This is a genomic window from Rugamonas rivuli (assembly GCF_009380165.1).
Classification (GTDB): Bacteria; Pseudomonadota; Gammaproteobacteria; order Burkholderiales; family Burkholderiaceae_D; genus Rugamonas; species Rugamonas rivuli.
In genome coordinates this window covers 38,295-61,822 of sequence record NZ_WHUF01000001.1, presented here as the reverse complement: position 1 = coordinate 61,822, position 23,528 = coordinate 38,295, and the positions used below count along the sequence as shown (strand labels likewise).

At 65.4% G+C, this 23,528-nt stretch carries 22 protein-coding genes; 4 read left to right on the top strand and 18 right to left on the bottom strand.

Annotation, left to right across the window (positions count from 1 at the left end; all coding sequences use genetic code 11):
- Window position 1: 1 nt before the first annotated feature.
- Window positions 2-439, bottom strand: a complete 438-nt coding sequence (locus GEV01_RS00320) for a cache domain-containing protein (RefSeq protein WP_152800633.1) — start codon at window positions 437-439, stop codon at window positions 2-4.
- A 78-nt stretch (window positions 440-517) separates the two neighbouring features.
- Between GEV01_RS00320 and GEV01_RS00315 the strand changes: the two genes are divergently transcribed.
- The 3 genes from GEV01_RS00315 to GEV01_RS00305 all read left to right on the top strand — a co-directional run bounded on the left by GEV01_RS00315 (window position 518) and on the right by GEV01_RS00305 (window position 2,074).
- Complete coding sequence (locus tag GEV01_RS00315; protein ID WP_152800631.1) at window positions 518-847, top strand: DUF6677 family protein; 330 nt, start codon at window positions 518-520, stop codon at window positions 845-847.
- A 63-nt stretch (window positions 848-910) separates the two neighbouring features.
- Window positions 911-1,312, top strand: a complete 402-nt coding sequence (locus GEV01_RS00310) for a cupin domain-containing protein (protein ID WP_152800630.1) — start codon at window positions 911-913, stop codon at window positions 1,310-1,312.
- 63 nt (window positions 1,313-1,375) lie between these two features.
- Window positions 1,376-2,074, top strand: coding sequence for a hypothetical protein (locus GEV01_RS00305; RefSeq protein WP_152800628.1), 699 nt, complete (start codon window positions 1,376-1,378; stop codon window positions 2,072-2,074).
- Between the two features lie 6 nt (window positions 2,075-2,080).
- Here GEV01_RS00305 and GEV01_RS00300 read toward each other — a convergent pair whose 3' ends face one another.
- From GEV01_RS00300 to GEV01_RS00245, 12 genes are all read right to left on the bottom strand, one after another.
- Window positions 2,081-3,514 carry a hypothetical protein gene (locus GEV01_RS00300; protein WP_152800626.1) on the bottom strand — a complete coding sequence of 478 codons (1,434 nt, stop codon included), beginning with the start codon at window positions 3,512-3,514 and terminating at the stop codon, window positions 2,081-2,083.
- Entirely contained in the window at window positions 3,511-4,386 is an 876-nt protein-coding gene (locus tag GEV01_RS00295) for an ABC transporter ATP-binding protein (protein WP_152800624.1), read from the bottom strand. Before GEV01_RS00295 ends, GEV01_RS00300 begins: the two co-directional genes overlap by 4 nt.
- A complete protein-coding gene (locus GEV01_RS00290; protein ID WP_152800622.1) occupies window positions 4,383-4,781 on the bottom strand; it encodes a GntR family transcriptional regulator in 399 nt (132 codons plus the stop codon). Before GEV01_RS00290 ends, GEV01_RS00295 begins: the two co-directional genes overlap by 4 nt.
- Window positions 4,782-4,901: 120 nt before the next feature.
- Window positions 4,902-6,569, bottom strand: coding sequence for a peptide chain release factor 3 (locus tag GEV01_RS00285; protein ID WP_152800620.1), 1,668 nt, complete (start codon window positions 6,567-6,569; stop codon window positions 4,902-4,904).
- Window positions 6,570-6,661: 92 nt separating this feature from the next.
- Entirely contained in the window at window positions 6,662-11,317 is a 4,656-nt protein-coding gene (locus GEV01_RS31270; RefSeq protein ID WP_152800618.1) for a PilC/PilY family type IV pilus protein, read from the bottom strand.
- A gap of 28 nt (window positions 11,318-11,345) precedes the next feature.
- On the bottom strand, window positions 11,346-11,924 hold the full coding sequence (locus GEV01_RS00275) for a hypothetical protein (protein WP_152800616.1): 579 nt from the start codon (window positions 11,922-11,924) through the stop codon (window positions 11,346-11,348).
- Window positions 11,924-13,111, bottom strand: a complete 1,188-nt coding sequence (locus tag GEV01_RS00270; RefSeq protein WP_152800614.1) for a PilW family protein — start codon at window positions 13,109-13,111, stop codon at window positions 11,924-11,926. Before GEV01_RS00270 ends, GEV01_RS00275 begins: the two co-directional genes overlap by 1 nt.
- A gap of 1 nt (window position 13,112) precedes the next feature.
- A complete protein-coding gene (locus tag GEV01_RS00265; protein ID WP_152800612.1) occupies window positions 13,113-13,556 on the bottom strand; it encodes a type IV pilus modification PilV family protein in 444 nt (147 codons plus the stop codon).
- Window positions 13,553-14,194, bottom strand: a complete 642-nt coding sequence (locus GEV01_RS00260; protein ID WP_152800610.1) for a prepilin-type N-terminal cleavage/methylation domain-containing protein — start codon at window positions 14,192-14,194, stop codon at window positions 13,553-13,555. The genes GEV01_RS00265 and GEV01_RS00260 overlap by 4 nt, the downstream gene beginning before the upstream one ends.
- Window positions 14,182-14,607, bottom strand: a complete 426-nt coding sequence (locus tag GEV01_RS00255) for a type IV pilin protein (RefSeq protein WP_152800608.1) — start codon at window positions 14,605-14,607, stop codon at window positions 14,182-14,184. The genes GEV01_RS00260 and GEV01_RS00255 overlap by 13 nt, the downstream gene beginning before the upstream one ends.
- Before the next feature lie 97 nt (window positions 14,608-14,704).
- Window positions 14,705-16,093: a sensor histidine kinase gene (locus tag GEV01_RS00250; protein WP_152800606.1), complete on the bottom strand. Its 1,389-nt coding sequence runs from the start codon at window positions 16,091-16,093 to the stop codon at window positions 14,705-14,707.
- Window positions 16,086-16,766, bottom strand: a complete 681-nt coding sequence (locus GEV01_RS00245) for a response regulator transcription factor (RefSeq protein WP_070271700.1) — start codon at window positions 16,764-16,766, stop codon at window positions 16,086-16,088. The genes GEV01_RS00250 and GEV01_RS00245 overlap by 8 nt, the downstream gene beginning before the upstream one ends.
- Before the next feature lie 217 nt (window positions 16,767-16,983).
- Between GEV01_RS00245 and GEV01_RS00240 the strand changes: the two genes are divergently transcribed.
- On the top strand, window positions 16,984-17,790 hold the full coding sequence (locus tag GEV01_RS00240) for a Crp/Fnr family transcriptional regulator (RefSeq protein WP_152800603.1): 807 nt from the start codon (window positions 16,984-16,986) through the stop codon (window positions 17,788-17,790).
- On the opposite strand, the gene GEV01_RS00235 is transcribed toward GEV01_RS00240, so the two are convergent.
- The 5 genes from GEV01_RS00235 to pheT all read right to left on the bottom strand — a co-directional run bounded on the left by GEV01_RS00235 (window position 17,687) and on the right by pheT (window position 23,526).
- The gene (locus tag GEV01_RS00235) at window positions 17,687-19,240 is read right to left on the bottom strand and encodes a CHASE3 domain-containing protein (protein ID WP_152800602.1); all 1,554 of its coding nucleotides are present in this window, start codon (window positions 19,238-19,240) and stop codon (window positions 17,687-17,689) included. The two genes, GEV01_RS00240 and GEV01_RS00235, sit on opposite strands and share 104 nt — an antisense overlap.
- Window positions 19,241-19,364: 124 nt before the next feature.
- Window positions 19,365-19,997 carry a response regulator gene (locus GEV01_RS00230; protein WP_008449397.1) on the bottom strand — a complete coding sequence of 211 codons (633 nt, stop codon included), beginning with the start codon at window positions 19,995-19,997 and terminating at the stop codon, window positions 19,365-19,367.
- A gap of 145 nt (window positions 19,998-20,142) precedes the next feature.
- The gene (locus tag GEV01_RS00225; RefSeq protein WP_152800599.1) at window positions 20,143-20,559 is read right to left on the bottom strand and encodes a MerR family transcriptional regulator; all 417 of its coding nucleotides are present in this window, start codon (window positions 20,557-20,559) and stop codon (window positions 20,143-20,145) included.
- A gap of 16 nt (window positions 20,560-20,575) precedes the next feature.
- Window positions 20,576-20,923, bottom strand: a complete 348-nt coding sequence (locus GEV01_RS00220; RefSeq protein WP_008449399.1) for an integration host factor subunit alpha — start codon at window positions 20,921-20,923, stop codon at window positions 20,576-20,578.
- Between the two features lie 176 nt (window positions 20,924-21,099).
- A complete protein-coding gene (gene pheT / locus GEV01_RS00215; protein ID WP_152800597.1) occupies window positions 21,100-23,526 on the bottom strand; it encodes a phenylalanine--tRNA ligase subunit beta in 2,427 nt (808 codons plus the stop codon).
- Window positions 23,527-23,528 lie beyond the last annotated feature (2 nt).

Sequence of the window (23,528 nt, the reverse complement as noted above, 5' to 3'; positions counted from 1 at the left end):
CTCAGTGCTTGTAGATACCGGCTTCCAGCGCCACATCGCCGACCCGCAGCACATAGGTGCTCTTGGCCTCCACCTTGCCGGTCTGCGGGTTGCGGAACTTGTAGTCGACCCAGCCAGCGCCCTTGCCCCGGGCCAGCGCCAGCATCTCCTGGCGGAACGGCTTGCCGTCGGCGTCCGGCACGTCCAGCAGGTTCTTGCCGATCAGCGCCGTGGTAGGATGGGCGATGGTGATGCCGTCCATGTCGCGCATCGCCAGGTACAGCGTGCCCTGGTTGAATTCAGGATCCTTGCGGTTGATGCGGACGATCATCTCGGCCTTGCCGTGTGCGCGCACGAACTGCGCGCCCTTCTCGGCCAGCGCCATCGCATCCTTCTCGTTGGGGGCGGCAAGGGCCTGCAGCGAGCCTAGCAACAAAACGATACCGAATACAGCACGCATGATTCCCTCCGGCAGGTAAGATGGTGTACTGTACGCCGCATGCAGCGGCGCAATCTTGCGTTTAGTCAACGGAGCACCATGAAAGCATCGATCAAAGCCGCGCTGGTCTCGGCCCTAGTGTTTCCAGGACTGGGCCATCTGGTCCTGCGGCGCGGGGAGCGCGGCCTGCTGTTCATCGTGCCCACCTTGCTGGCGGTGGGCTACCTGCTGCGCGCCACGCTGGCGCTGGCCGCCACCCTGGTGGCCAATGTCGAGAGCGGCAAGCTGCCGCTCGATCCTATCCTGATCCTCGAACGCGTGCACAGTTCCGGCATCGACAATCCCGCCACCAACGGCGCCGCCTTGATCTGCATCGTTTGCTGGGTCGGTTCGGTGGCGGATGCGCTGTGGCTGGGGCGCCACCGCTAGCATCGCGCGCCGGCGTACAATCGGTCGGCTTCCGCCGCTTTCCCTCACCAGAAAGGATACGCCATGCCTGCTGCCCCGCACGTCCGCCATGCCCTGCCCCTCCTGATCGCCATCCTGCTGGCCGGCTCCGCCCAAGCCCAGGCCTCCGGCATCCGCCGCACCGTGATCCAGAAAGCCGACGTCTCGGTGCCGGGCCGCGAGGCGGTCGTCGCCAGGGTTGAACTCGACGCCGGCGCCACCGCCGGCCGCCACACGCATCCGGGCGACGAGATCAGCTACGTGCTGGAAGGAGAAGGCGAACTGCGCATCGACGGCGAGGATCCGCGCCGCGTCAAGGCCGGCGAATCGTTCGTCATCCCGGCCGGCACCGTCCACGACGCCCTCAACGTCGGCAGCGGCACGCTCAAGCTGGTCGGCGTGTACGTGGTCGAAAAAGGCAAGCCGCTGGCCACGCCGGCCAAATAGTGTCATCACAGTTTCATCTGGCGGCGCTACAGTGGCGGCGCCACCATTGAATACTGACCGCCGATGACTTTTTCGCTTCCCCGGGCCGCCGCCTGCGCGCTGGCCTGCCTGCTGGCCTGCCCCGGCGCCCAAGCCGGCCGTCCGATGACGGTCGACGATGCCGCCATCGCCGCACCCGGCCAGTGCCAGCTGGAGACCTACGCGCTGCGCGCCGGCGACCTGGCCGAATACTGGGCCACGCCGGCCTGCAATGTGGGCGGCAGCTGGGAGCTGGCGTTCGGCGGCGCCTGGGCCGACGACACCTCCGGCCCGCACAGCCGCACCACGCATTACGGACGCCTGCAAGCCAAGACCGTGTTCAAACCACTGGAGACCGACGGCTGGGGCCTGGGCCTGGTGCTGGCCGACCAGTTCCGCGCAGGACGCGGCGGCGATGGGGACCTCTCGGTCAACGTGCCGCTCAGCGTATCGCTGCGCGGCGACGCGCTGCTGCTGCACTTCAACCTGGGCCTGATGCACCTCGAGAGCGTGCGCCGCCACTACGCCACCTGGGGCAGCGGCGTCCAGTTCAAGCTGGACGAACGCCACACGCTGACGGCCGAAGTGTACGGCCGCCAGCACAACGGCTCGCGCTACCAGTTCGGCATAGCCCGCGCGCTGATACCGGACCGCCTGCAGATCGACGCCACCTGGGGCCGCAGACTGACGCGCGGCGCCGCCGAACCGGTGGTGACGCTGGGACTGGTGTTCCAGTCCAATTAGGCACCGTCAGGCCAGCAGGCGGCCGGCCGGCAGCACAGCAGGCAGCACCATCAAGCGCTGCCAACGCCAGCGCAGCATCAACAGGCTGGCCAGCGCTATCGCCACGCCGATGCAGAACAAAGAGAACTGCTGCACATGGCGCTCCACGCCAATCAGGATCAGGTAGGCCACGGTCGCCAGGAAGGTGCCGACCAGCGTCGCCATCTGCGACGGCGACGCCGGCAGCACCGCATAATTGCGCAGCAGCGCACAGGAGAACGGCAGCAGCGCGGCGGACAGCACAAAGGTCGACGCGTACAGGCGCGGCGCTCCCTGGATCACCATGTCGAGACCGGCCGCGCACAGCACCGCCACCAGCCACACGCGCATGAAGCGCTTCAGCAGGGCCGCCCCCATCACGCGGTTGAGCTGCGCCGTCGACGGCGCAGCCGGCGCCAGGCAGTAGATGGCCTGCTCGGCGCCGTTGCGGGTCGCGCCCTTCACCAGCTCGAATGCATACATCATCACACCCACCAGCACGCAAGCCTGCATCATCGACGCACGCATCAAATTCCGCACCACAAACGTATCGCTGCCCGAACACAGCACCGCCAGCGTCGCCGCCAGCGTGACCAGCAGTGCGTAAGCATGATAGCCGCCTTCATGCGCCCCCGGCCCAAAGGTGTGCAGCAGCATGCTGCCCGACGCGGCGCCGCCCCGGCTATCGCGCCGCAACGCTGAGCGATAGCCCACGCGCAGCAGCATGCTCCAACGGCTCCAGTTGTTGTTCTCGCCGCGCTTAGGCGCATCGCCCTGCAAGCGGCGCTGCAGCATGGCGTGGCGCGCATGCCAGGTCCAGTGACTGTCGCCGCCGCGCGGGAAGACCTGCTGCAAGGCCGCGCCACCCAACGCCGCCGCCGCGAGCAGGCCAATGCCGGTCAGCGCGGGTTCGCCCAACGGGCCAATCACGCCCCACAGCGCGTGCAACGGTTGCCGGAACACCGATACCGAGCCGAGTATCAGCAGCGACGGCAGAAAGGCCAGCACCGAGTAGCGCTGCACGTACAGCATGTAGCAGAAAAAGAAGGCGGCGGCGACCAGCAGGTAGCCGAAATGGCCGACCACCAATGCCGCCAAGCCTGCCACCAGCATCACGCTGACGGCCCACACCACCGTGGTCAGCACGATCAGGCGACGCCGCAGCTGCGGCACCAGGCAGGCGTAGGCGGGATGGTTCTGCTGTACGGCGCTCTTCAGGAAAGAGCCGCACCACAACAGGATCAGGAAGGCAGGCGCTCCCGCCATGACGGCCCAGCCCACATCGCGGCGGTCGATCATATTGGTCCCGATCGGCGTCAGCACGGCCAGCGCCAGCACCAGCATCGTCATGCGCTTCATCATGCGGCTGGCGCAGCCGTCGCGCATCACCTGCAACAGCAACTGGGTGTAGGCTCCGCTCATTTCGTCACCTCGACAAACAGGTCTTCCAGGCTCAGGGTTTCCACGCGCAGATCGGGGCCGGCGCGCAGGTCGGCGGCTTCCTGACCGCTCAGCCGCGCCAGGATGCTGACGCCGCCGCTGCGGTCCTGCTGGCGGCGGATCTCGTCGCGGAACTGCAAGCGCGCCAGCGCCGCCGCCGTGCCGGTGATGCGGTGCGCGCTTTCCAGCAGCTCGTCCAGCGGCGCCTGCAGCGTGATCTTGCCGCCCTGGAGGAAGGCCACGTCCAGCGCCACCCGCTCCAGGTCCGACAGGATGTGGGTCGAGAAGATCACCGTCGTATCGCGCTCGATCACGCCGTCCACCAGCTCGTGCAGGAAGTCGCGGCGGCCGACCGGATCGAGGCTGGCCACCGGTTCGTCCAGCACCAGCAAGGCCGGATCGTGCGCCAGTGCGCGGATGATGGACAGGCGCTGCTTCTCGCCGCCGGACAGGCGGCCGATCTGCTTGTTCCGCGCCTCGCCGGCGAAGCCCCAGCGCTCCAGCAGCCCGGCCACCTTGCCGGCATTCCAGCGCGGGTACAGGGCCTTGAAGTAGTCCAGCATCTGCAAGGGCGTGAGCCACTCGAACAGTTCGGACTTCTGCGGCACGTAGCCGATGGCCGCGCGCACCTGGTCGCCCAGCGCGGTGGCGGGCTGGCCAAACAACGTGCTGGCGCCGCTGTCGGCCTCGCGCAGGCCGAGCAGGCATTCGAGCAGCGTCGACTTGCCGGCGCCGTTGCGGCCCAGCAGGCCGATCACCTTGCCCTGCGCGATATCCCAGTTCACACCCTGCAGCACCTGCTGGCCGCCGAAGGATTTATGCAGGTTGGCGACATTGACGATCGATGGTTTCATGCTTGTTCCTTCAGGATTTTTTTAAACAGGGCGAGGACGGCGTCGGGATCGAGTTCCAGCTGGCGGGCTTCCACCGCGGCCCGCTCCAGCGTGGGCCGCAGCAGGGCTTCGCGTTCGTGCGCGCTGTGCGCATGCGCCCTGCGCTCGGCCACCAGCATGCCGATGCCGCGGCTGCGCGACAGCAGGCCTTCGGTCTCCATCATGTTGTAGGCCTTGGAGACGGTCATCGGATTGACGGCCAGCGCCAGCGCGACCTCGCGCACGGAGGGCAGCACGTCGCCCGGCGCCAGCACGCGGGCGGCCACCAGGCGGCGGGTCTGCTCGATCAGCTGACGGTAGATCGGCTCGGCCGAACCGGTGGCGATCGAGTACAGCGAGGGGGTATGGGAAGTCATCGCCTTTTTGTATCAGTGTATTAGTTGACTAATACATTAGAACGAAAAAGGCCCGCTGTCAAACAAAATCGGAAGAAAAAAAACGCCGGTGCAGGACGCACCGGCGCATATACCGCGCGCTTACACCAGCTTGGCCGAGTGCTCGCGGGTGGCGTGGAATTGCAGCTTAGGCCAGCGCTCCTGCGTCAGGCGCAGGTTGACGCCGGACGTGGCCAGGTAGGCCAGGTTGCCGGCGGCGTCGTAGGCGACGTTGTGGCCCAGCGCATCCTCGAAGTCCGACAGGGCCTTCTTGTCGTCGCTGGAAACCCAGCGCGCGCTGCTGATGCTGGTGCCTTCGAACACGGCGTCGACGCCGTACTCGTTCATCAAACGGCTGGCGACCACCTCGAACTGCAGCACGCCGACCGCGCCCAGCACCAGCTCACCGCCCTGCACCGGCTTGAAGACCTGCACCGCGCCCTCTTCGCCCAGCTGCTGCAAGCCTTTGTGCAGCTGCTTGATCTTCAGCGGGTTACGGATGCGCACCGAGCGGAAGAAGTCCGGCGCGAAGTACGGAATGCCGGTAAAGGTCAGCAGCTCGCCTTCGGAGAAGGAATCGCCGATCTGCATATTGCCGTGGTTCGGCAGGCCGATGATGTCGCCGGCGTACGCCTCTTCCACCTGCTCGCGCGAGGACGCCATGAACGTCACCACCGACGAGACCTTGATCTCGCGGCCCAAACGCAGGTGCTTGACCTTCATGCCGCGCTCGAAACGGCCCGAGCATACGCGCAGGAAGGCGATGCGGTCGCGGTGGGCCGGGTCCATATTGGCCTGGATCTTGAACACGAAACCGGTGAACGGCTCTTCCTTCGGATCGACCGCGCGCACGGTGGCGTCGCGCTCGCGCGGCGCCGGGGCCCAGTCGACCAGCGCCGACAGAATCTCGCGCACGCCGAAGTTGTTGATCGCGGAGCCGAAGAACACCGGCGTCTGCACGCCGGCCAGGAACTGCTCCAGGTCGAAGGGATGGGAGGCGCCGTGCACCAGCTCCACTTCCATCTTCAGCTGGTCCATCTCCAGCGGGAACATCTCCATCAGGCGCGGATTGTCGATGCCCTTGATGATCTCGAAGGCGCCGTCGGCCTTTTCCTCGCCGGCCTTGAACAGCATGATGGTGTCGTTCAGCAGGTGGTACACGCCGCGGAAGTTCTTGCCCATGCCGATAGGCCAGGTCACTGGCGCGCACTGGATCTTCAGCACCGATTCCAGCTCGTCGAGCAGTTCCAGCGGATCGCGGGTTTCGCGGTCCATCTTGTTCATGAAGGTGACGATGGGCGTGTTGCGCATGCGGCAGACGTCCAGCAGCTTGATGGTCTGCGCTTCCACACCCTTGGCGGCGTCGATCACCATCAGCGCCGAGTCGACCGCCGTCAGCACGCGGTAGGTGTCTTCCGAGAAGTCCTGGTGGCCGGGGGTGTCGAGCAGGTTGACCACGTGGTCGCGGAACTCGAACTGCATCACCGACGAGGCGACCGAAATGCCGCGCTGCTTCTCGATTTCCATCCAGTCGGAGGTGGCGTGGCGGCCGCTCTTGCGCGCCTTGACCGTGCCGGCCATCTGGATCGCGCCCGAGAACAGCAGCAGTTTTTCCGTCAGCGTGGTTTTACCCGCATCCGGGTGGGAAATGATGCCGAAGGTGCGGCGGCGCTGGACTTCACGCGCGATCAGGGCCGGCGTGCGGGCGCTGGACGTGGAGCCGGCGTCGTCGTTATTCTCGGGTGTTACGTTTTCGATATCGTTGACCATTTGTTCGCGATCTGAGGCGGGGCTGCAAAACCCTCGATTTTACCGATAGTTGAGCCCCTCGTGTGAACTGTTTGCCTCAGATCGCCCCGCTTTTACTCCCCTTTCACCCTGCGCCAGCCCGTGCGGTGGGCGTCGGCCGAGATCTGCTCCGACAGCGGCGAGGTCTTGTTGGTGCCGTCGGCCAGCGTGGTGATCATCTTCAGCTGGCCGTTCGGCAGGCGGATGATGATGAAACCGACCGCCGCCGAGGTGTTCGACAGCGTCGCCCCGATCGGATGGCTGCCGATCGCCTGGCCGTTGCAGACGTTGACCTGGTACAGATTGCTGGAGCCGCCCACCGAGCACGACGACGACGAGGTCGGCAGGTTGGTGACGACGTTGGCCACGCCGCTGACGATTTGCGGATCCAGGTTCATGCGCTCGCCGGCGTTGACCGACCAGTCGAAATACCAGCCCTCCTTCTGCGTCAGGTCGACCGGGTTGTTGGTCACTTGGTAGGTGTTGACGTTGCTGCTGTTGCCCAGCAGGCTGAGCGTCTGCTGCACCATGGTGGAACCACGGATGTTGGTGATCTGGCTGCCGGTGTCCTTCAGCAGGTACAGGCTCTGCACCGAGGTGTCCGAGGTGTCGGGCACGTCCAGCAGGCGGCCGGTGCCGAACAGCACCACCCGCACGCCGGACGTGGTGACGGTCGACACGCCGCCGATGACGGATGTCACCTGCACCGCGCAGGTGGTCACGTCCGGCCGCGTGGTGATCGGCTTGGAGGCGCCGGCATTGCCCATCAGGTTGACGGTGACGGCGCCGGACGGATCGCTGAGGTTGAAGCGCCACATCTGGCCCTGGTTGTCGCCGCCGAAGACGAACTGGATGCGCGGATCGGCGCCCGGGTCGTCGCTGATGGCGGAGATCTTGGCCAGGCCGGACGGCGTGACGGTGTCGCCCGAGTTGTTGCTGATCTTGTTGAGCAGCTCGCCGGTGTAGGCGTCCAGGATGTACAGGAAACCCTTGCCGGTGCCGGTGCCGACGCCGTCGGTGCCGGGCACGTTGTTGTAGCCGGAGGTCAGGAACACCACCCAGCGGCCGTTGGCCAGCGTGCCGAACTGCGGATTGCCGAAGGTCAGGCCGAGGTCGCCGTCGCTGAGCGGGCACACGGTGTTGTCGGCGCAGAATTCCCACAGCTGCTTGGGATTCTTGGTGTCGGTGATGTCGAGCGCGTAGTAGCCGCGGCCGCCGCCGTTCAGGCCGGCCACCAGCACGGTGCGCCAGCCCAGCGCGCCGGCCTTGATGTCCGCCACTTCCGGCGAGCCGTCGGTGGTGAACTGGTGGTTGGTGCCGTAGGTGGTGCCGGCCAGCGCGTACAGCTTCTTCATCGTGATGCGCGGCACGTAGGCCCACAGCTCGACGCCGGTGGCGGAATCGAAGGCGTGCAGCATGCCGTCGTTGGCGGCGGTGAACACGGTGCCGGTGCGGTACTTGGCGCTGGCCGGGTTGCCGTAGGTATCCTTGAAGACCGCGTAGTCCGGGTCCGGGAAACTGTTGCGCGGGTCGCGCACGAAGGCCGGCTTGGACGAGGCGATGTCGCCCAGCACGATGGGTATCGGGCCGGCGGCGCCGGACGGCGTGTTGGCCGTCAGCGTGTAGGCACGGAACAGGCTGTCGTCGGCGTACTGCTGCTGGCCGCGCAGGTAGTTGACCAGGTTGTTGCCGTCGTTGACGATGGCTTTGTCCGAGGCCGACAGCAGCACGCATTGCGCCAGCGCCGCACACTTGTTGGCGAACCAGCCGCCGGCCGGCCCTTTCATATTGGCGTAGCGGAATTCATCGGGCGTGCTGGCGTTGGCGCCGGACGTGTTGTACATGTAGATGGTGCGGGTGTCGCTGCTGTTGCCGACCTTCTTGCCCAGCGTGTCGCTGGTGGTCCAGGTGTTGGCGTTGCCGACGCTGCCGTCGGTGCTGTCGATCTTCTTGTCCGACAGTTCGCCGTACCATTTCACGGTGGTGAAGGTGTCGGAGAAGATATCGTTGTCGGTCAGCGTGATGTTCGGCGTCGAGGTTGCAGCAGCGGCGGCCGCGCCGACGTGCACCTGCATATTCGACAGCGCCTCGCTCAGGCCGCTGACCACGTCTTTCGGATCCTGGGCGCTGAAGTACTTGCCGTGGCCGTTGATGGCCGCATGCCACAGGTCGTCGACCCTCTCCTGCACCGTGCTGGCGCCGTTGGTCACGTCGGGATCGGGCCAGACGTAGGCGCCGTTGCCGTTCCATGGGCAGCCGCTGGTGGCCGCCGTGATCAGGTTGTAGAAGTCGCCGCCGGCCTTGGGCGCGCTGTCGTAGTTGGGTTCGTAGGTCATCACGCCATCCACGCCCAGGCCCAGCGTGTAGGTGTTCATGTGCAGGTGGGTGTTCTCGCCGCCGGCCGCCGGCACCGAACCGGGCTTGGTCATGTCCGGCTCCAGCGACGGCCGCAGCGACACCGTGCCGGTGCTGGAACCGCCGTTGTACCAGTGCAGCGCCACGTCCGAGATCGACGGCTGCGACTGCGCCCGCGTATCGACGCAGCCGCGCGCCTGGGTGCAGAAGCGCGAGGCGTTTTCGACGTTGTCGTTGTTGACCACGTTGGCGGTCGAGCTGCCGTTCCAGTAGCCGTCGGTGGTCAGTATCATGAAGTTCTGCTGGCACGGGTACTGCACCACTTCCTGGCCGGCCGCGTAGTTGTACGGCGTCAGGTTGGCGTACATGCGGCCGACGTTGTCCATCGCCGTGCGGATCGGCGTCGAGCCCGACGTGGTGGTGTTGTACAGCGTGGTGTACCAGCTGGAGCGCGCGCTGCCGGTGAAATCGGCCGGCTTCTGGTCGATGGCGCCGCCAGCGCCTACGATCGACAGCTTGGCGTAGCCGACCTTGTAGTTGGCGGTGATGGCCGAGAAGGCGATGCCGACCGAGGTCTTCATCATTTGCAGCCGGCTCTTGTAGTACACATACCAGTTGGCGAAGTTGGTCATCTCCTCGGCATAGGTGCAGGTGCTGCCGGCGCAGTCGGTGCGGTCGGCCGATTTCGGATAGGTCTGGCCGCTGACGATGTTGACCCGCACGAAGGGATTCGGGGCGCCGGAACCGGCCGACAGCGCGGCGGTGGTGGCCGGGATGGCATCGTTGACCGCCGCCGTGTAGCCGCTGGAGCCGGTCGTGGTCCAGCTGACCGTGCCCTGGTTGTCCATCGTGAAAGCGCTGATGGTGCCGGTGTTGTCGGTCGCGCCCCAGTTCAGCAGGCAGACGCTGGTGTTGTTGTAGCCGGGCGGGCAGTTGCTGCTGCTGCCGAGGTAGGCCTTGATGGTGCCGCCGGTACCGATCTTGCCGACCAGCGCAGAGGCGATCAGCGTCGGCGTCTGGGTCTTGCCCAGGCTCAGGTAGGTCGGACTGCTACCGGAACTGCCGCCGACCAGCACGGTGCCGGCATAGCTGAGGTTCTTGAGGATGGCGGTCAGCGACGACGAGGTGGAAGTGCCGTTAAAGCTGACCACCGCCTTGGCCGGCGCATAGGCGGTCGCCACGACGGTGGGCGCCGTCACCGCGATGCCCCAGCCGGCGCGCGAGCTGTCCGTGAGGGTCACGCAGGTGTTGACGCTGACGCTGCCGGTGCAGCTGACCGGCAGCACGGCCACCACGTTGTCGGCGCTGAGCGTGATGCCGAAGACGCTGCAGGCCGGCACCGTGGCCTGGCCGGTCGGGGTCTTGACGCAGGCGTAGTACAGGCTGGTGGAGGCGGCGCCCTTGCCGACCGCGGTGGCGATGATGTTGGCCGCCAGCGCGCTGGCCAGCGTTTGCTGCTTGATCAGGCTGTTGGTGCCGGTGGCCGCGTTGACGGCGGCGTTGGTGATGGTGGTGCTGCCGTTGACCACCACGCTGCTGATGTTGAGGGAGGTGGCCGTGGCCGAGGCGCCGATGGCGATGGTGCCGTAGGAGGCGGTGGCGCCGGCCGGCATCGAATAGCCGGGGTAGATGAAAGTCCCTACCCGTTTGCCCTGGCACTGGGTCAACAGCTTGTCGCTGCACCAGCGCACCTTGGCCGCCACCGGATAACCGGACGGCGCGGCGGCGCCGATGGCGGTCGACTTGCAGGTCTTCATGGTGTCGTCGGTGCAGAACTGGCCGACGCCGATGGTGTAGTAGTACGGGCCGGTGGTGATCGCGGTCGCGGTCTGGTAGGTGGCGTCCGGATAGGTGTAGCTGGCGGTGTTGAACTGGCAGGTGCCGCCCGAGCACCACTTCAGGTCGGGGAAGCCCGTCACCAGGTTGATGTTGGCCGACACCGTGGTACCGAACAGGTCGGCCTTGTGGGCGCCGAAGCCGTCGCCGCTGACCGAGGTCCAGTTGCTGGTGTTGGCGGCGTTCTGCTCGGGGTAGTAGCTGCCGTCGTACTTGATCGGCACCACGTAGCGTATCGTCGGGTTGTAGTACTGCTTGTTGAAGTCCGGACTCATGAACGGCGGATGGCCGACCGCGCAGGCGGTGATGCCGGCCTGCAGCGTGGCGGCGCTGCGGCACAGGTTGTCGTTGACGTAGTCCGGCGTGTAGGTCTGGTCCATCGAGCCGGAGTTATCGAACAGCAGCATCAGGTTGGGCTTGACGGTGCCGGTGCCGGTGATGTTCAGCAGCGGCACCTGGGCGATCTGGGTGGTCGCGGCCGGGGCCAGCAACGGTGCGCACAGGGCCAGGCCGGCCAGCGTGGAGTAGAGCTTGTTCATGATGGTTCCATTCAAAAAAACGGCGGCCTCACGGCCCTTTCATGACGACGGCTTGCGTGACCACATTGCCGCCACGGGCGCCGACGATGCGCGCCGTCACCACGTAGTGCAGCTGCGGCTGGTCCAGGTAGTTGGGGCTGTCGGAGCGGCCGCTCTTGCCGTAGGGGACGCCCGACTTGGAATTCGGCCGCGCCGAGGTCAGCAGACAGCGGTTGCCGGGCGCGTTGAAGGCGCCGGCGAAATCGCACAGCCGGTGGATCACGTACTCGACCCGGTTGCCCGAGGGATCGGGCGCCAGCGTCACCGAGCCCTGCCAGAAGGCCGGAGTGCTGACGGTCCAGTTCGGCGACAGCGTGGCGACATAGCCGTTGGCCGGCTGGCTGTTCTCCAGCACCGAGGCGCTGGGCATGGAGCGCAGGTAGGCGAACGCGGTGTGGATGCCGAGGTCGGTCGCCTTGCTCAGCGACGCGTCGTAGGCCAGGTTGGACGTGGTCAGCGTGGTCGAGGTGCTGGACTTGAGCAGGTAGATGCTGCTGACCAGCATCACCGTCAGCATGATCAGCATGATGGGCAGCGCGATGCCGCGTTGTCGGGTCTGCGGGCGCATCAAGGCCTCCATTGAGCGTTGCGGATCTGCACGATGGTTTCGAACACGCGGTAGCGATAGCACTGCCACGACACCGTGTCGCCGGCCACGGCCACGTTGACCTGCACCGGCACCGCCGCCACGCCGGCCGGCGCGCTGCTGGCGAACACGGTGGGCGCCACCGGCGTCGCGGTGCACAGCCCGGCCGAGTTCGGCTTTTCGGCATTTTTGCTGCGCGCCACCACGGCGATGCGCACGGCGGCGATGCGCTGGTAGTCGCCGGGGCTGCCGGCCACGCCGTCGCTGTCGGCATCGATCATGGTGCCGCTCCAGGCGGTGATCTGCATGCCGTCGGCGCCGGGGGTGGGATCGTAGGGATTGGGGCCGGGCGGACGGGCGTCGAAGCCGTACTGGGCCTTGATGCTGACCACGTTGTCGGTCACGGACACGCCGGCCGCTTCGGCGCCGGCCAGTTCGGTGGCGCGCAGCAGCAGCACGCCGTTGCTCACCGTCCAGGTATGGAAATGCATCAGCGTCGGCGAACCGAGGTTGTAGATGTAGGCCAGGTTCTGCTTGTACGGGTTGGGCAGGCCGGCGATGGCGTTGAAGCGGTAGGCGCCGCCGCTGTTGACCAGGATGGTGCTGTTGGGCGGCGGGCCGAAGCCGGACAACTGGAACAGCGTGCACTTGCCGCTGCCCGGCGTCAGCGGCGCGATCACCATCACGTCGCCGTTGTTGAAGCCGTAGGGATTCTTGCTGTCGACGGTGAGGGTGTTGCCGACCGTGTAGTCGGCGAACAGCTTGATCGAACCGGCGCCGGCCTGCGAAGTGCCGCTGTTGAACGAGATCAGGTCGGGATTGGCGCCGTTGGACTGGATCACCACCGGCGCCAGCGGCGTGATGCTGGCGCCGGCGCGCGGCATGGCGGGCAACGCGTAGCCGCTGGCGTCGGAGAAGCTGGTGTCGCAGCCGGCCACCATCGGATCGTTCAGCCCCCAGCCCGCCGCCGTGGCGTCGCTGCTGAGCGAGAACAGCGCCAGCATGCCGTTTTGCATGCTGTCGGAACCGCCGACGGCGGCGTCCTTGTTTTTCTCGCCGCTGACGATCAGGCGGGTGGCGAACAGCAGCGCCAGCAGGCCGATCACCACGCTGACCATCAGTTCCACCAACGAGAAGCCGCGATGGCGGCGCAAGAGAGAGGCGTTCATATCAGATCGCAATATAGGAAGTGACCAGGTGCTGGTTGGGGGCGTCGCCCGCCTTGCGTTTCCACTTGATGGAGATGTCCACCTGCACCCGCAACTGCTGCGGCGTGACCGTCACGCCGATGACGGCGCCCGGTATCAAGGCCTGGGTTTCGTCGACCCAGGGCTTGATGGCGGCGGTCGGCGTCCCGCCCTCCGTGACACTGTAGTTCAGCACGTTGTTGCTGTCGGCATTCATCACGCCCAGCAGTTTTTCGCCGGCCAGCGTGGCTTCGGCGCGCTGGCTGGCGTCCGACAGCGCCGCATAGGCGCGCGCCTGCAAGCCGATGGTGCCGACCAGGCCGATGCCGAGGATGACGATGGCCAGCATCGCCTCCAGCAGCGCGATGCCGCCCTGGCGCCGGTTGGGCCGGCCGGTCGTGGCGGAGCGGTGAGGTATGGTTTTCATGGCGGACAGGCCCTGGTATCGTTGGCGGGAGCGTGCGGATCGCACTTGCTGGCCATGCCGGCCAGCGTGATCACCAGCGCCACCGCCGGCACATCGGTCGCGTACTGGGAGGCCGGGTTCAGGCGCAGGCTGGTCATGCGCTGGGCGAAGCGGGTGTCGACCCAGCCGACCGGCGTGTAGTACACCTGCGAACTGCCCTCCGGCAGCGTGCTCGGCAACAGCACTTCGGAACTGGGCAGCGCATCGGCGGCGCGGTACACGGACTTGTAGCCGGCCACGCCTTCGGGATCATTGGCGGCGGCGGCGTTGACGGTCGACCATCCGGGCTCGGCCGCGCCGCACTGCGTTGCCGGCGAGACGAAGCAGATGTCGACCTGCCAGTCCATCTGCCCGGTGTTGACGTTGGGGGTCAGCGAGATCCGGCTGAAGCTGTTGTGCATGACGGCCTGGCGGCGGGCCATGCTGAAGCCGTCGGCATAGAACTCGCTGGCGCCGCGCGTGCGGTTGTTCAGCAGCCAGCTGCTGGCGTTCGGTATGCCGATCGCCAGCATGAAGGCAAAGATGGTCAGCGCCAGCAGCAGCTCCAGCAGCGTGAGGCCACGCATGCTGTGCCGGGGCGGCGGCGTCAGTTGGAACATGCGCCACCTTTATGGTCCACCCAGCACGAACCGCTGATGCCCCAGCCGGCCGGACTGCCGGTGGTGGTGTGGGTGCCGTTCTGGTCGATGGTGTAGACGAAGCCGGTCATCTTGCCGATGCCGGTGGCCGTCAGCGTGTAGCTGGAGGCGGTGGCGGCGCTCAGCGCGTAGGTGAAGTTGGCGGTATTGGGCGGGAAGTTGCTGGCGCCGTTGAAACCGACGTAGGTGCGGTTGTTGGACCAGAACTGCTCGGCCGCCGGCTGCGCGCCGCCCAGGCCGGTGAACGCTTCGCTGAGGCGGCCGCGTATCACGTAATCGCTGTAGGCCGGGATCGCCACGGCCATCAAGATGCCGACGATGGCCACGGAGACCATAATCTCGATCAAGGTAAAGCCTTTTTGTGCACGCTGCATGGCCCGCTCCCGGTGAGTTTTCTATGCATTGCAGTGTAGCGGGCCAAGCTTGCATTACCCTGAGGAAATGCTGACAAATTCCTGACAACGGTGAAAATCAGCAAAAATGCACGGAAAATAGTGCGCCCTGGCCGCCGGCGGCGTCGGCGATGGCCAGGCTGGCGCCGTGGACGGTGGCGATGTCGCGCACGATGGCCAGGCCCAGACCGCTGCCGGTGGTCTTGTCGTCCAGCCGCACGTAGCGGCTGAACACCTGCTCGCGCTTGGCCGGCGGGATGCCGGGGCCGTTGTCCTCGACGGTCAGCCAGCCGCCCTCGCCGTCCGGCCGGCAAGCCACCGTGACCGTGCCGCGCGCCGGCGTGTAGCGGATGGCGTTGTCGATCAGGTTGTCGATCAGGTCGCGCAGCAGGAAGCGGTCGCCCAGCACCGTCACCGGCTGCAGGTCGAAGCCGAGGTCGATGGACTTCAGCGTGGCCTGGTCGACGAAGGATTGCACCGCGTCTTCCACCAGCGCGTTCAGCGCCACCGGTTCCAGCCGCGTTTTTTCGAAGTGGCCGGGTTCGGCGCGGGCCAGCGCCAGCAGCTGATTGGTCTGCCGTATCATGCGCTCGGTGGCCGACAGCATCAGCTTGAGCGAGGGCGCGGTCTCCGGCCCGGCGTGGCGTTCGCCCAGCCATTCGAGCTGGGTCTTCAAGCCCGCCAGCGGCGTGCGCAGCTGGTGCGCGACATTGGCCAGGAATTCCTGCCGCGCCTGCGCGCCCTGGCTGACCTTGTCCAGCAGGCCGTTGAAGGCGGCCACCACCGGCTCCAGTTCGTAGGGGACTTCGGCAGAGGCGATCGGTTCGAGGTCGTCGCCGTCGCGCGCGTTCAGGCCGGCGCGCAGGCGGTTCAGCGGCAGCAGGCCGTTGCTGACCGAGAACCAGATCAGGCCGACGCAGGCCAGTGCGAACAAGGATTCCAGCAGCACCAGCGCGCGCACCACGGCCTGGCGGATCTGGGTGCGCTTGCGCAGGGTCTTGGCGACGCCGATGTAGGCGTGCACCGGGGCGGCGTTAATGTCGGCGTTGACGCTCAGCGTCAGCCGCAGTGCCACGCCGCGTACGGCTTCGCCCCGCAGGCTGCCATCGAAGGCCGCGGCAGGCTTGCCGGCGCGCGCGGCGCCGCCCAGCGCGGCTTGCGACAGTGGCGGGAAATCTGCGTCGCCGGCGATGGCCTGCCCGGCCTCGTCGCGCACCACGAAGTAGACGGCGTCGCTGTCGTCGGTGCGCAGCACCTGCTCGGCCTGGCGCGGCAGGTCGATGCGCAGCTTGCCCTGGTCGGCGGCCAGGCGGGCGCCCAGCGCGGCGGCGGCGTCGGACAGGCTCTGGTCGAAGGCCAGCTGGGCCGGCAGCCAGGCCAGCATGTAGGTCAAGGCGCCGCCGGCCAGGTTGATCAGCAGGATGGGCCCGATCAGCCACTTCAGCAGACGCAGCCGGATGCTATTCATGCGCGGCCGGAGTCTGTTCCAGCATGTAGCCGAAGCCGCGTATGGTGCGGATCGACACGCCGGCGTCGGCGATCTTCAGGCGCAGGCGGGAAATGTAGACCTCCACCGCATTGAGCGTGAGGTCGTCGCCCCACGGCAGGATGGCGTCGATGATCTGCTGCTTGGACACCACGCGCGCGCCGTGCTGCAGCAGGTATTCCAGCACCGCCCATTCGCGCACCGACAGCTCGATGATCTTGTCGCCCACGCGGGCGCGCTTGGCCGACAGGTCGAGCGCCAGATCGCCCAGCGCCAGCACGGCCGGCTTGGGCGTGTTGCGCCGCGCCAGCGCGCGCAGCCGCGCCACCAGCTCGGCGGTGGCGAACGGTTTGACCAGGTAATCGTCGGCGCCCAGCTCCAGGCCGCGCACGCGGTCCTCGATGGCATCGCGCGCCGTCAGCAGCAGCACCGGCACCTGGCTGCCGCGCGCGCGCAGCCGCCGCACCACCTCGAAGCCGTCGATGCCGGGCAGGCCGATGTCGAGCACCACCACCTCGGTATGCTCGGCGCGCTGCAGCAGCGCGTCGGCCTGCGTGCCGTTGCCGACCACCTCGACCGCCATGCCGTGCCCGCTCAAAACGCGGCTCAGGCCATCGGCCAATACGGCGTCATCTTCCACTACAAGTACATGCATGATCTGTGCGCCAGTCGAAGTGATTTTGTGCATTATGCACGCGCCCCTCGGAGAAAAATAGAGGCCGTGTAGGACCAGGACTACAAAGTGCCATGTTGCAAGCCTACATTTGTGCGTCTGCTCCTCTTATGTTCGCAATCTAACAAAACCCCTAAAGTTATACCCACACCGCAGCATTGCTTCGGTGCTCTTGTATAGCCAGATTGTGAGGAACAAAATGAACAACACCCAACTTAACGCAACCGAAAAAACCGCCGCGCCACGCATGACGGTTCGCTCGAAAGAATTCAACGTTGCGTCGCGGCCTGTTGTCAGCTACAGCGGCGCCCAGCAGAACGAACTGCTGGCCGCACTCCCGCGCGACGTGCTGGAATCGCTGTTTGAACACCTGGAACTGGTGACCCTGCCCTTCGGCAAAGAATTGTTTGAGTTCGGCGGCGCGATGGAATACGTGCACTTCCCGACCACCGCCATCGTCTCGCTGCTGTACGTGATGGAAGACGGCGCCACCACCGAGATCGCCGTTGTAGGACACGAGGGCGTCGTCGGCGTCTCGCTGTTCGAAGGCGAGCGCGCCATGTGCAGCGCCGTGGTGCAGGCGGCCGGCTACGGCTACCGCATGAAAGCCCAGCATCTGCGCGATGCGTTCAACCAGGGCGGCGCCCTGCCCGCGCTGCTGATGCGCTACAACACCGCGCTGTTCGCGCAGATGGCGCAGAACGCCGTCGGCGGCCGCCACAGCTCGATCGAACAAAAGCTGTGCCGCTGGCTGCTGGACCGCCTGGACCGCTCGCCATCGAACGAACTGAAGGTAACGCAGGAAATGATTTCCATCATGCTGGGCGTGCGCCGCGAAAGCATCACCGCCGCCGCCGGCAAATTGCAGGACGACGGCCTGATCACCTACCGCCGCGGCAACATCACTGTGCTTGATCGCTCAGGCTTGGAGGCGTATGCGGGTGAGTGCTATAAGGTGGCGAAGACGGAATACGACCGTCTGCTGGTGGATGTAGCACGCTGCTAAGCACTTCGCTGATGGCCGGCGGCAATGCCACGGCCGCATCGGCGCGACGCTCTTCCGCCGGTGCGCGGTTGCGCAGCGGGATGGAAACTTCGATGCAGGTGCCTGCATCGTTACGGCCGCGACGAATGGTCAGCGAGCCGCCCAGCAGCAAGGCTCGTTCGCGCATGCCCAGCAGTCCATGCGACATGGGCTTGACGATGGTGTTGGAGGCGATGCCGATGCCGTCATCGATGATGCGCAGTACCAAGCCATCGTGGTTGCGGTTCAACGTGACGGTAACGCGGCTGGCCTTGGCGTACTTGCGGATATTGGTCAGCGATTCCTGCACGATGCGGAACAAGGCGATCGACAGGTCGCCCGAATTGCGGGCCGTGTTTTCGATATCGGCGCTGACGTCGCAATCGCAGCGCACCTGGGCCAGGCGGCTGAACTCGTTGCAATAGCTTTCGATGGCGGCGCACAGGCCCAGGTTGTCCAGCAGACTCGGACGCAGGTTCTCGACGATGCGGCGCTTCATTTCCACCGTTTCCACCAGCGTGGCGCGGGCGCGCTTGAGTTGCGCCGCCAATTCGGGATCGGTCTTGTTCAGCTGCTGGGTGACGGCGGCGATATCCATGCTGATCGAGGTCAGGTTGGCGCCCATCTCGTCGTGCAGTTCGCGCGACAGCCGCACCTTCTCTTCCTCGCTGATGCTGATCAGGTGGCGCGACAGCACCGACAACTGCTCGGTACGCTGCTCGACCTGCGATTCCAGATTCTCGTTGGCGCTTTGCAGCGCGTGCTCGACCTGCGCGCGGTTGGCGAAGCTGCGCCGCACCAGCTGGTAGAACATGATCAGCACGACGATGGCGACCGCGTTGATGCCCATGCCCAGCAGCACCGCCTTTTGATATTCCTGGTAGAACATGGCGCTGCGCGAGGCCATGGTTTCGTTTTGCTCCTGTTCCATGATGACGACCTGCAGGCGGATCTCGTCCATGCTGGCGCGGCCATCGCTGAGCTTGGCGATCTTGACGATCTCGTCCAGCCCACCCTCGCGGTAGACATCGATGGCCTGGCTCATGATGCTCAGGCGGCGGCGCACCAGCGTATGCAGTTGCGCCAGGTTCTTCAGCTGCGACGGGTTATCGGCCAGCAGCTTTTCCAGTTCTTTGAATTCGATCTCGGTTTCCGCCAGCGCGGTCTTGGTCGGCCCCAGGTAGGCGTCGCGGCCCGACAGGAAATAGCCGCGCATGCTGCTCTCGGCGTCGAGCACCAGCACGTTCAGGTATTGCAGGCGATCAGCCACGCGCGCGGTCTGGCCCAGCAGGACCTGGGCGCCGCGCAGGGCTTGCAGATTGTGGAACAGGCTAAATCCGTTGACGATCAGCAGCAGCGCGCAGGTCACGCACAAGACGGTCTTGTACAGCGGCAGGCGATGATGCGGCGCTGTTTCGACAGTGAAATACATCCTGATGAGTTTCCTTCACTTGGGTTAATCCGGGGCGGACACACGCCACACTAGCCGAATTATAGACCGTCGAAGGAAGGGATGCTCTTTGCGGGGCGCGGCAAACGTGCGCGCCCCCGGGGGATCAGTCCAAAAGATTGTTCTTCATGGCGTAGTAGGTCAGGTCGGAATTCGACTGCATGCCCATTTTTTCCATGATGCGGGTGCGGTAGGTGCTGACGGTTTTAATGCTCAGCGACAGCGCCACGCCGATGTCGGACACAGTGGCGCCGCGCGCCAGGCGCAGGAAGACCTGGAACTCGCGGTCCGACAACTCGGTATGCAACGCCGTGTTGGGATCGCGGTCGAAGCTTTGCGCCAGCAACTCGCCGACGGTGGAGCTGACATAGCGCCGGCCCTGGTACACGGTGCGCACGGCGGTGATCAGCTCGTCGGCCTCGCATTCCTTGTTCAGGTAGCCGTTGGCGCCCATTTTGAACAGGTTCAGCGCGTACTGCTGCGCCGGATAGCCGGACAGGATCAGCACCGGCAGATCCGGCTGGCCCTGGCGGATGGTGCGCAGCGTATCGATGCCGCTCTGGTCGGGCATGGCGATGTCGAGCAACAACACGTCGCAAATTTCACGGCGCGCGATATCCAGCGCCTCGCGTCCGGTACCGGCTTCCGCCACCACGTCGAAGTCGTCCGCCGATGAAAAAATCTGTTTGAATCCCGCTCTTACTATCTGATGGTCGTCACAAATGGCAACGCGTATCATTGTTTCCCCTCGTCTTGTCCGGTCGATGCGGCTTGGGCCCCACCGGACTGCACGCCACCGTCCATCAGCCTCGCTGATGAATGAATAATGTTGAAATTATAGCAGCAATCATCCCGCTAGCCGCGCTACGCGGCAGCAGTGCGCATTACGCCTGCTTGAGCAAGCTCAAAATCGCCTGCAATTCACCGCGTATCATGTCGCGGTCCAACGGTGCCGGGAGGTCCGCCGGCGGCACGCCGCCCACAGCCAAGCCGCCATCATACTCCGCTGCCGCGCCATCATACGCACGACTGTCGAGCTTGTTCCGGGCGCCGCTGATCGTGAAGCCCTGCTCGTACAGCAGCTCACGGATGCGGCGTATCAGCAGCACCTCGTGGTGCTGGTAGTAGCGGCGGTTGCCGCGCCGTTTGACCGGCTTGAGCTGCGTGAACTCCTGCTCCCAGTAGCGCAGCACGTGCGGCTTCACGCCGCACAGCTCGCTCACTTCACCGATCGTGAAATAGCGCTTGGCCGGGATCGGCGGCAGCACAACCAGTTCGGATTTGGCGAGGCGGTCATTCATCACGGCTCAGTCCCACTCAGGCGGCGCGCGCCATCGGATTTGTCTCTTCGACCATGCCCTTGAGTTTTTGGCTGGCATGGAAAGTCACCACGCGGCGAGCCGTGATCGGAATTTCTTCGCCGGTCTTCGGGTTGCGGCCCGGACGCTGCGGCTTGTCGCGCAGCTGGAAGTTGCCGAAACCGGACAGCTTGACGGCCTCGCCGCGCTCCAGCGCATTGCGAATCTCGTCGAAGAAGGTTTCCACCATGTCCTTGGCCTCGCGCTTGTTCAAGCCGACCTGTTCGAACAATAGTTCGGCCAGCTCCGCCTTGGTCAGCGTAGGCAAATCTTTTTCTGCATCCTGGCGTACCTTGGCCACCTGCATGGCCCGATGCAAATCGGCAGCCAATGCGGATTGGAGTACGGCGGAATCGACGTCGTTATTATTAATTTTCCTGCCCTGCCTTATCTAAGAACGAATGAGTCCGGCAAAGGCCGGACTCCCAAATGGTCAAAAATGACGATTTTACAACAAGTTACGGTGGCCGCTCAGGTAGCCGCTTACGTGCGCAGACGGGCGCCGTGTTTTTGCGTGACGGCGTCGCCCGCAGCACTCATCACAGCCTCGACCACATCGTCTTGCAGCGTATTTTGAGTATCTTGCAAGCTAAAGCGGAAAGCAAGCGATTTTTCGTCCGCCTCCAGTCCTTTACCACGATATTCATCAAACAAAACAATGGCTTGCACGATCTTGCCATGCGGATTTACTTGCACGGAAGCATTAAATGCATCCAGCAGATCTTGCGCTGGAACGTCTTGCTTGACGACCACGGCCAGATCGCGGGTCGCGCCTGGGAACTTGGAGATCTCTGCATATTCTGGCACAGATCGTTGCTGCAAAGCAATCGCATCGACCTCGAACACGACCGGTGCGTGCGGCAGCTCGTACTTCTGCAGCCAGCGCGGGTGCAGCTCGCCGATGAAGCCGATGACCTTGCCGTCCAACAGCACGTGCGCCGAGCGGCCCGGATGCAGCGCCGGGTGCTCCGCCTTGACGAAGCGCAGCGACAGCGGCGCGAACAGGTGCTCCAGGTCGGCCTTGAGGTCGAAGAAATCGACCGCGCGGTTGTCCTGGCCCCACTGCTCGTCGGCCACATTGCCGTAGGCCATGGCGGCCACGCGTTTCGGCTGGTGGTAGCCGGCCACAGTCAGCGGGCCGTCCGGAATGCTGTCGTCGCGCAGGTAGATGGCGCCGACTTCGAACAGACGCACGCGGCTGGTCTTGCGGTTCAGGTTGTAGCGCACGTTGGCCACCAGGCTGCCGATCAGCGTCGAGCGCATCACGTTCATCTGGCTGGCGATCGGGTTCTGCAGCTTGATCGGGTTGGCGTTGCCGCCGAAGTCCTGCTCCCAGGCCGAGTCCACAAAGCTCATGTTGACCACTTCCTGGAAGCCCAGGTCGGCCAGCTGGTGACGCACCGCGAACAGCGAACGGGTGTTTTCCGGCGCGATGATCATGGTGTTGGCAGCCACCGGCGCCACAGTCGGGATGTTCTCGAAACCGTAGACGCGCGCGACTTCCTCGATCAGGTCTTCCTCGATCTCGATGTCGAAGCGGTACGACGGCGACGTCACCGAGAACACGCCGTCGGCCAGCGTGAACGGCAGCGCCAGGCGGGTGAAGATGTCGGCGATGGTCTGGTCGTCCAGCGCGACGCCGATCACTTTCTGGGCGCGGGCGGTACGCATCTGCACCGGCGCGCGCTTAGGCACGTTGACGATCTGGTCGTCGACCGGGCCGACCTGCGTGGTCGGCGTGCCGCAGATTTCGATCAGCAGCGAGGTGATGCGCTCGATGTGCTCGACGGTGGTCGCGTAGTCGACGCCGCGCTCGAAGCGGTGCGCCGCGTCGGTCGAGAAGTTGTACTTGCGGGCGCGGCCCTGGATGGCGTTCGGCCACCAGAACGCGGCTTCCAGGTAGATCGATTCGGTCTCCAGCGAGACGGCCGTGGCGTCGCCGCCCATGATGCCGGCCAGCGATTCGATTTCCTTGTCGTCCGAAATCACGCCTACCCATTCGTCGACGGCGACGGTGTTGCCGTTCAGGAGCTTGAGCGTTTCGCCAGCTTTACCCCAGCGCACGTTCAGGCCGCCGTGGATCTTGGCCAGGTCGAACACGTGGGTAGGACGGCCCAGCTCCAGCATCACGTAGTTGGAGATGTCCACCAGCGCCGACACCGAGCGCTGGCCGCTGCGCTCCAGGCGCTGCTTCATCCAGTCCGGCGTTGCGGCCTTGGCGTTCAGGTTGCGGATCACGCGGCCGGAGAAACGGCCGCACAGGTCCGGCGCCGAGATCTTCACCGGCAGCACTTCGGCGCTGTTGACAGCGACGGCGCGGAACGACGGCGCTTGCAACGGCACGCCGGTCAGCGCCGACACTTCGCGCGCCACGCCCAGCACCGACAGGCAGTCCGCCTTGTTCGGGGTCAGCTTGATGGTGAACTTGAGGTCGTTGAGCGCGTAGTAGTCGCGGAAGTTCTGGCCGACTGGTGCGTCGTCCGGCAGTTCCAGCAGGCCGCTGCCCTCTTCCGACAATTTCAGTTCCTTGGCCGAGCACAGCATACCTTGCGACTCGACGCCGCGCAGCTGGCCAACCTTGATTTCAAACGGCTTGCCGTCGGCGCCAGGCGGCAGCACGGCGCCGGCCATGGCGCAGACGACCTTCAGGCCCGGGCGCACGTTCGGTGCGCCGCAGACGATGTTGAGCAGCGTGCCGGTGCCGACATCGACCTGGCAGACATTCAGGCGGTCGGCGTTCGGATGCTTGGCCATGTCGCGCACGTGGCCGACGACCACGTTGGAGAACGGCGGCGCCACGGCTTCGACTTCTTCCACTTCCAGGCCGGACATCGTCAGCAGATGGGCCAGTTCGTCCGAAGTCATCTTCGGATCGACCATGGTACGGAGCCAGTTTTCGGAGAATTGCATAA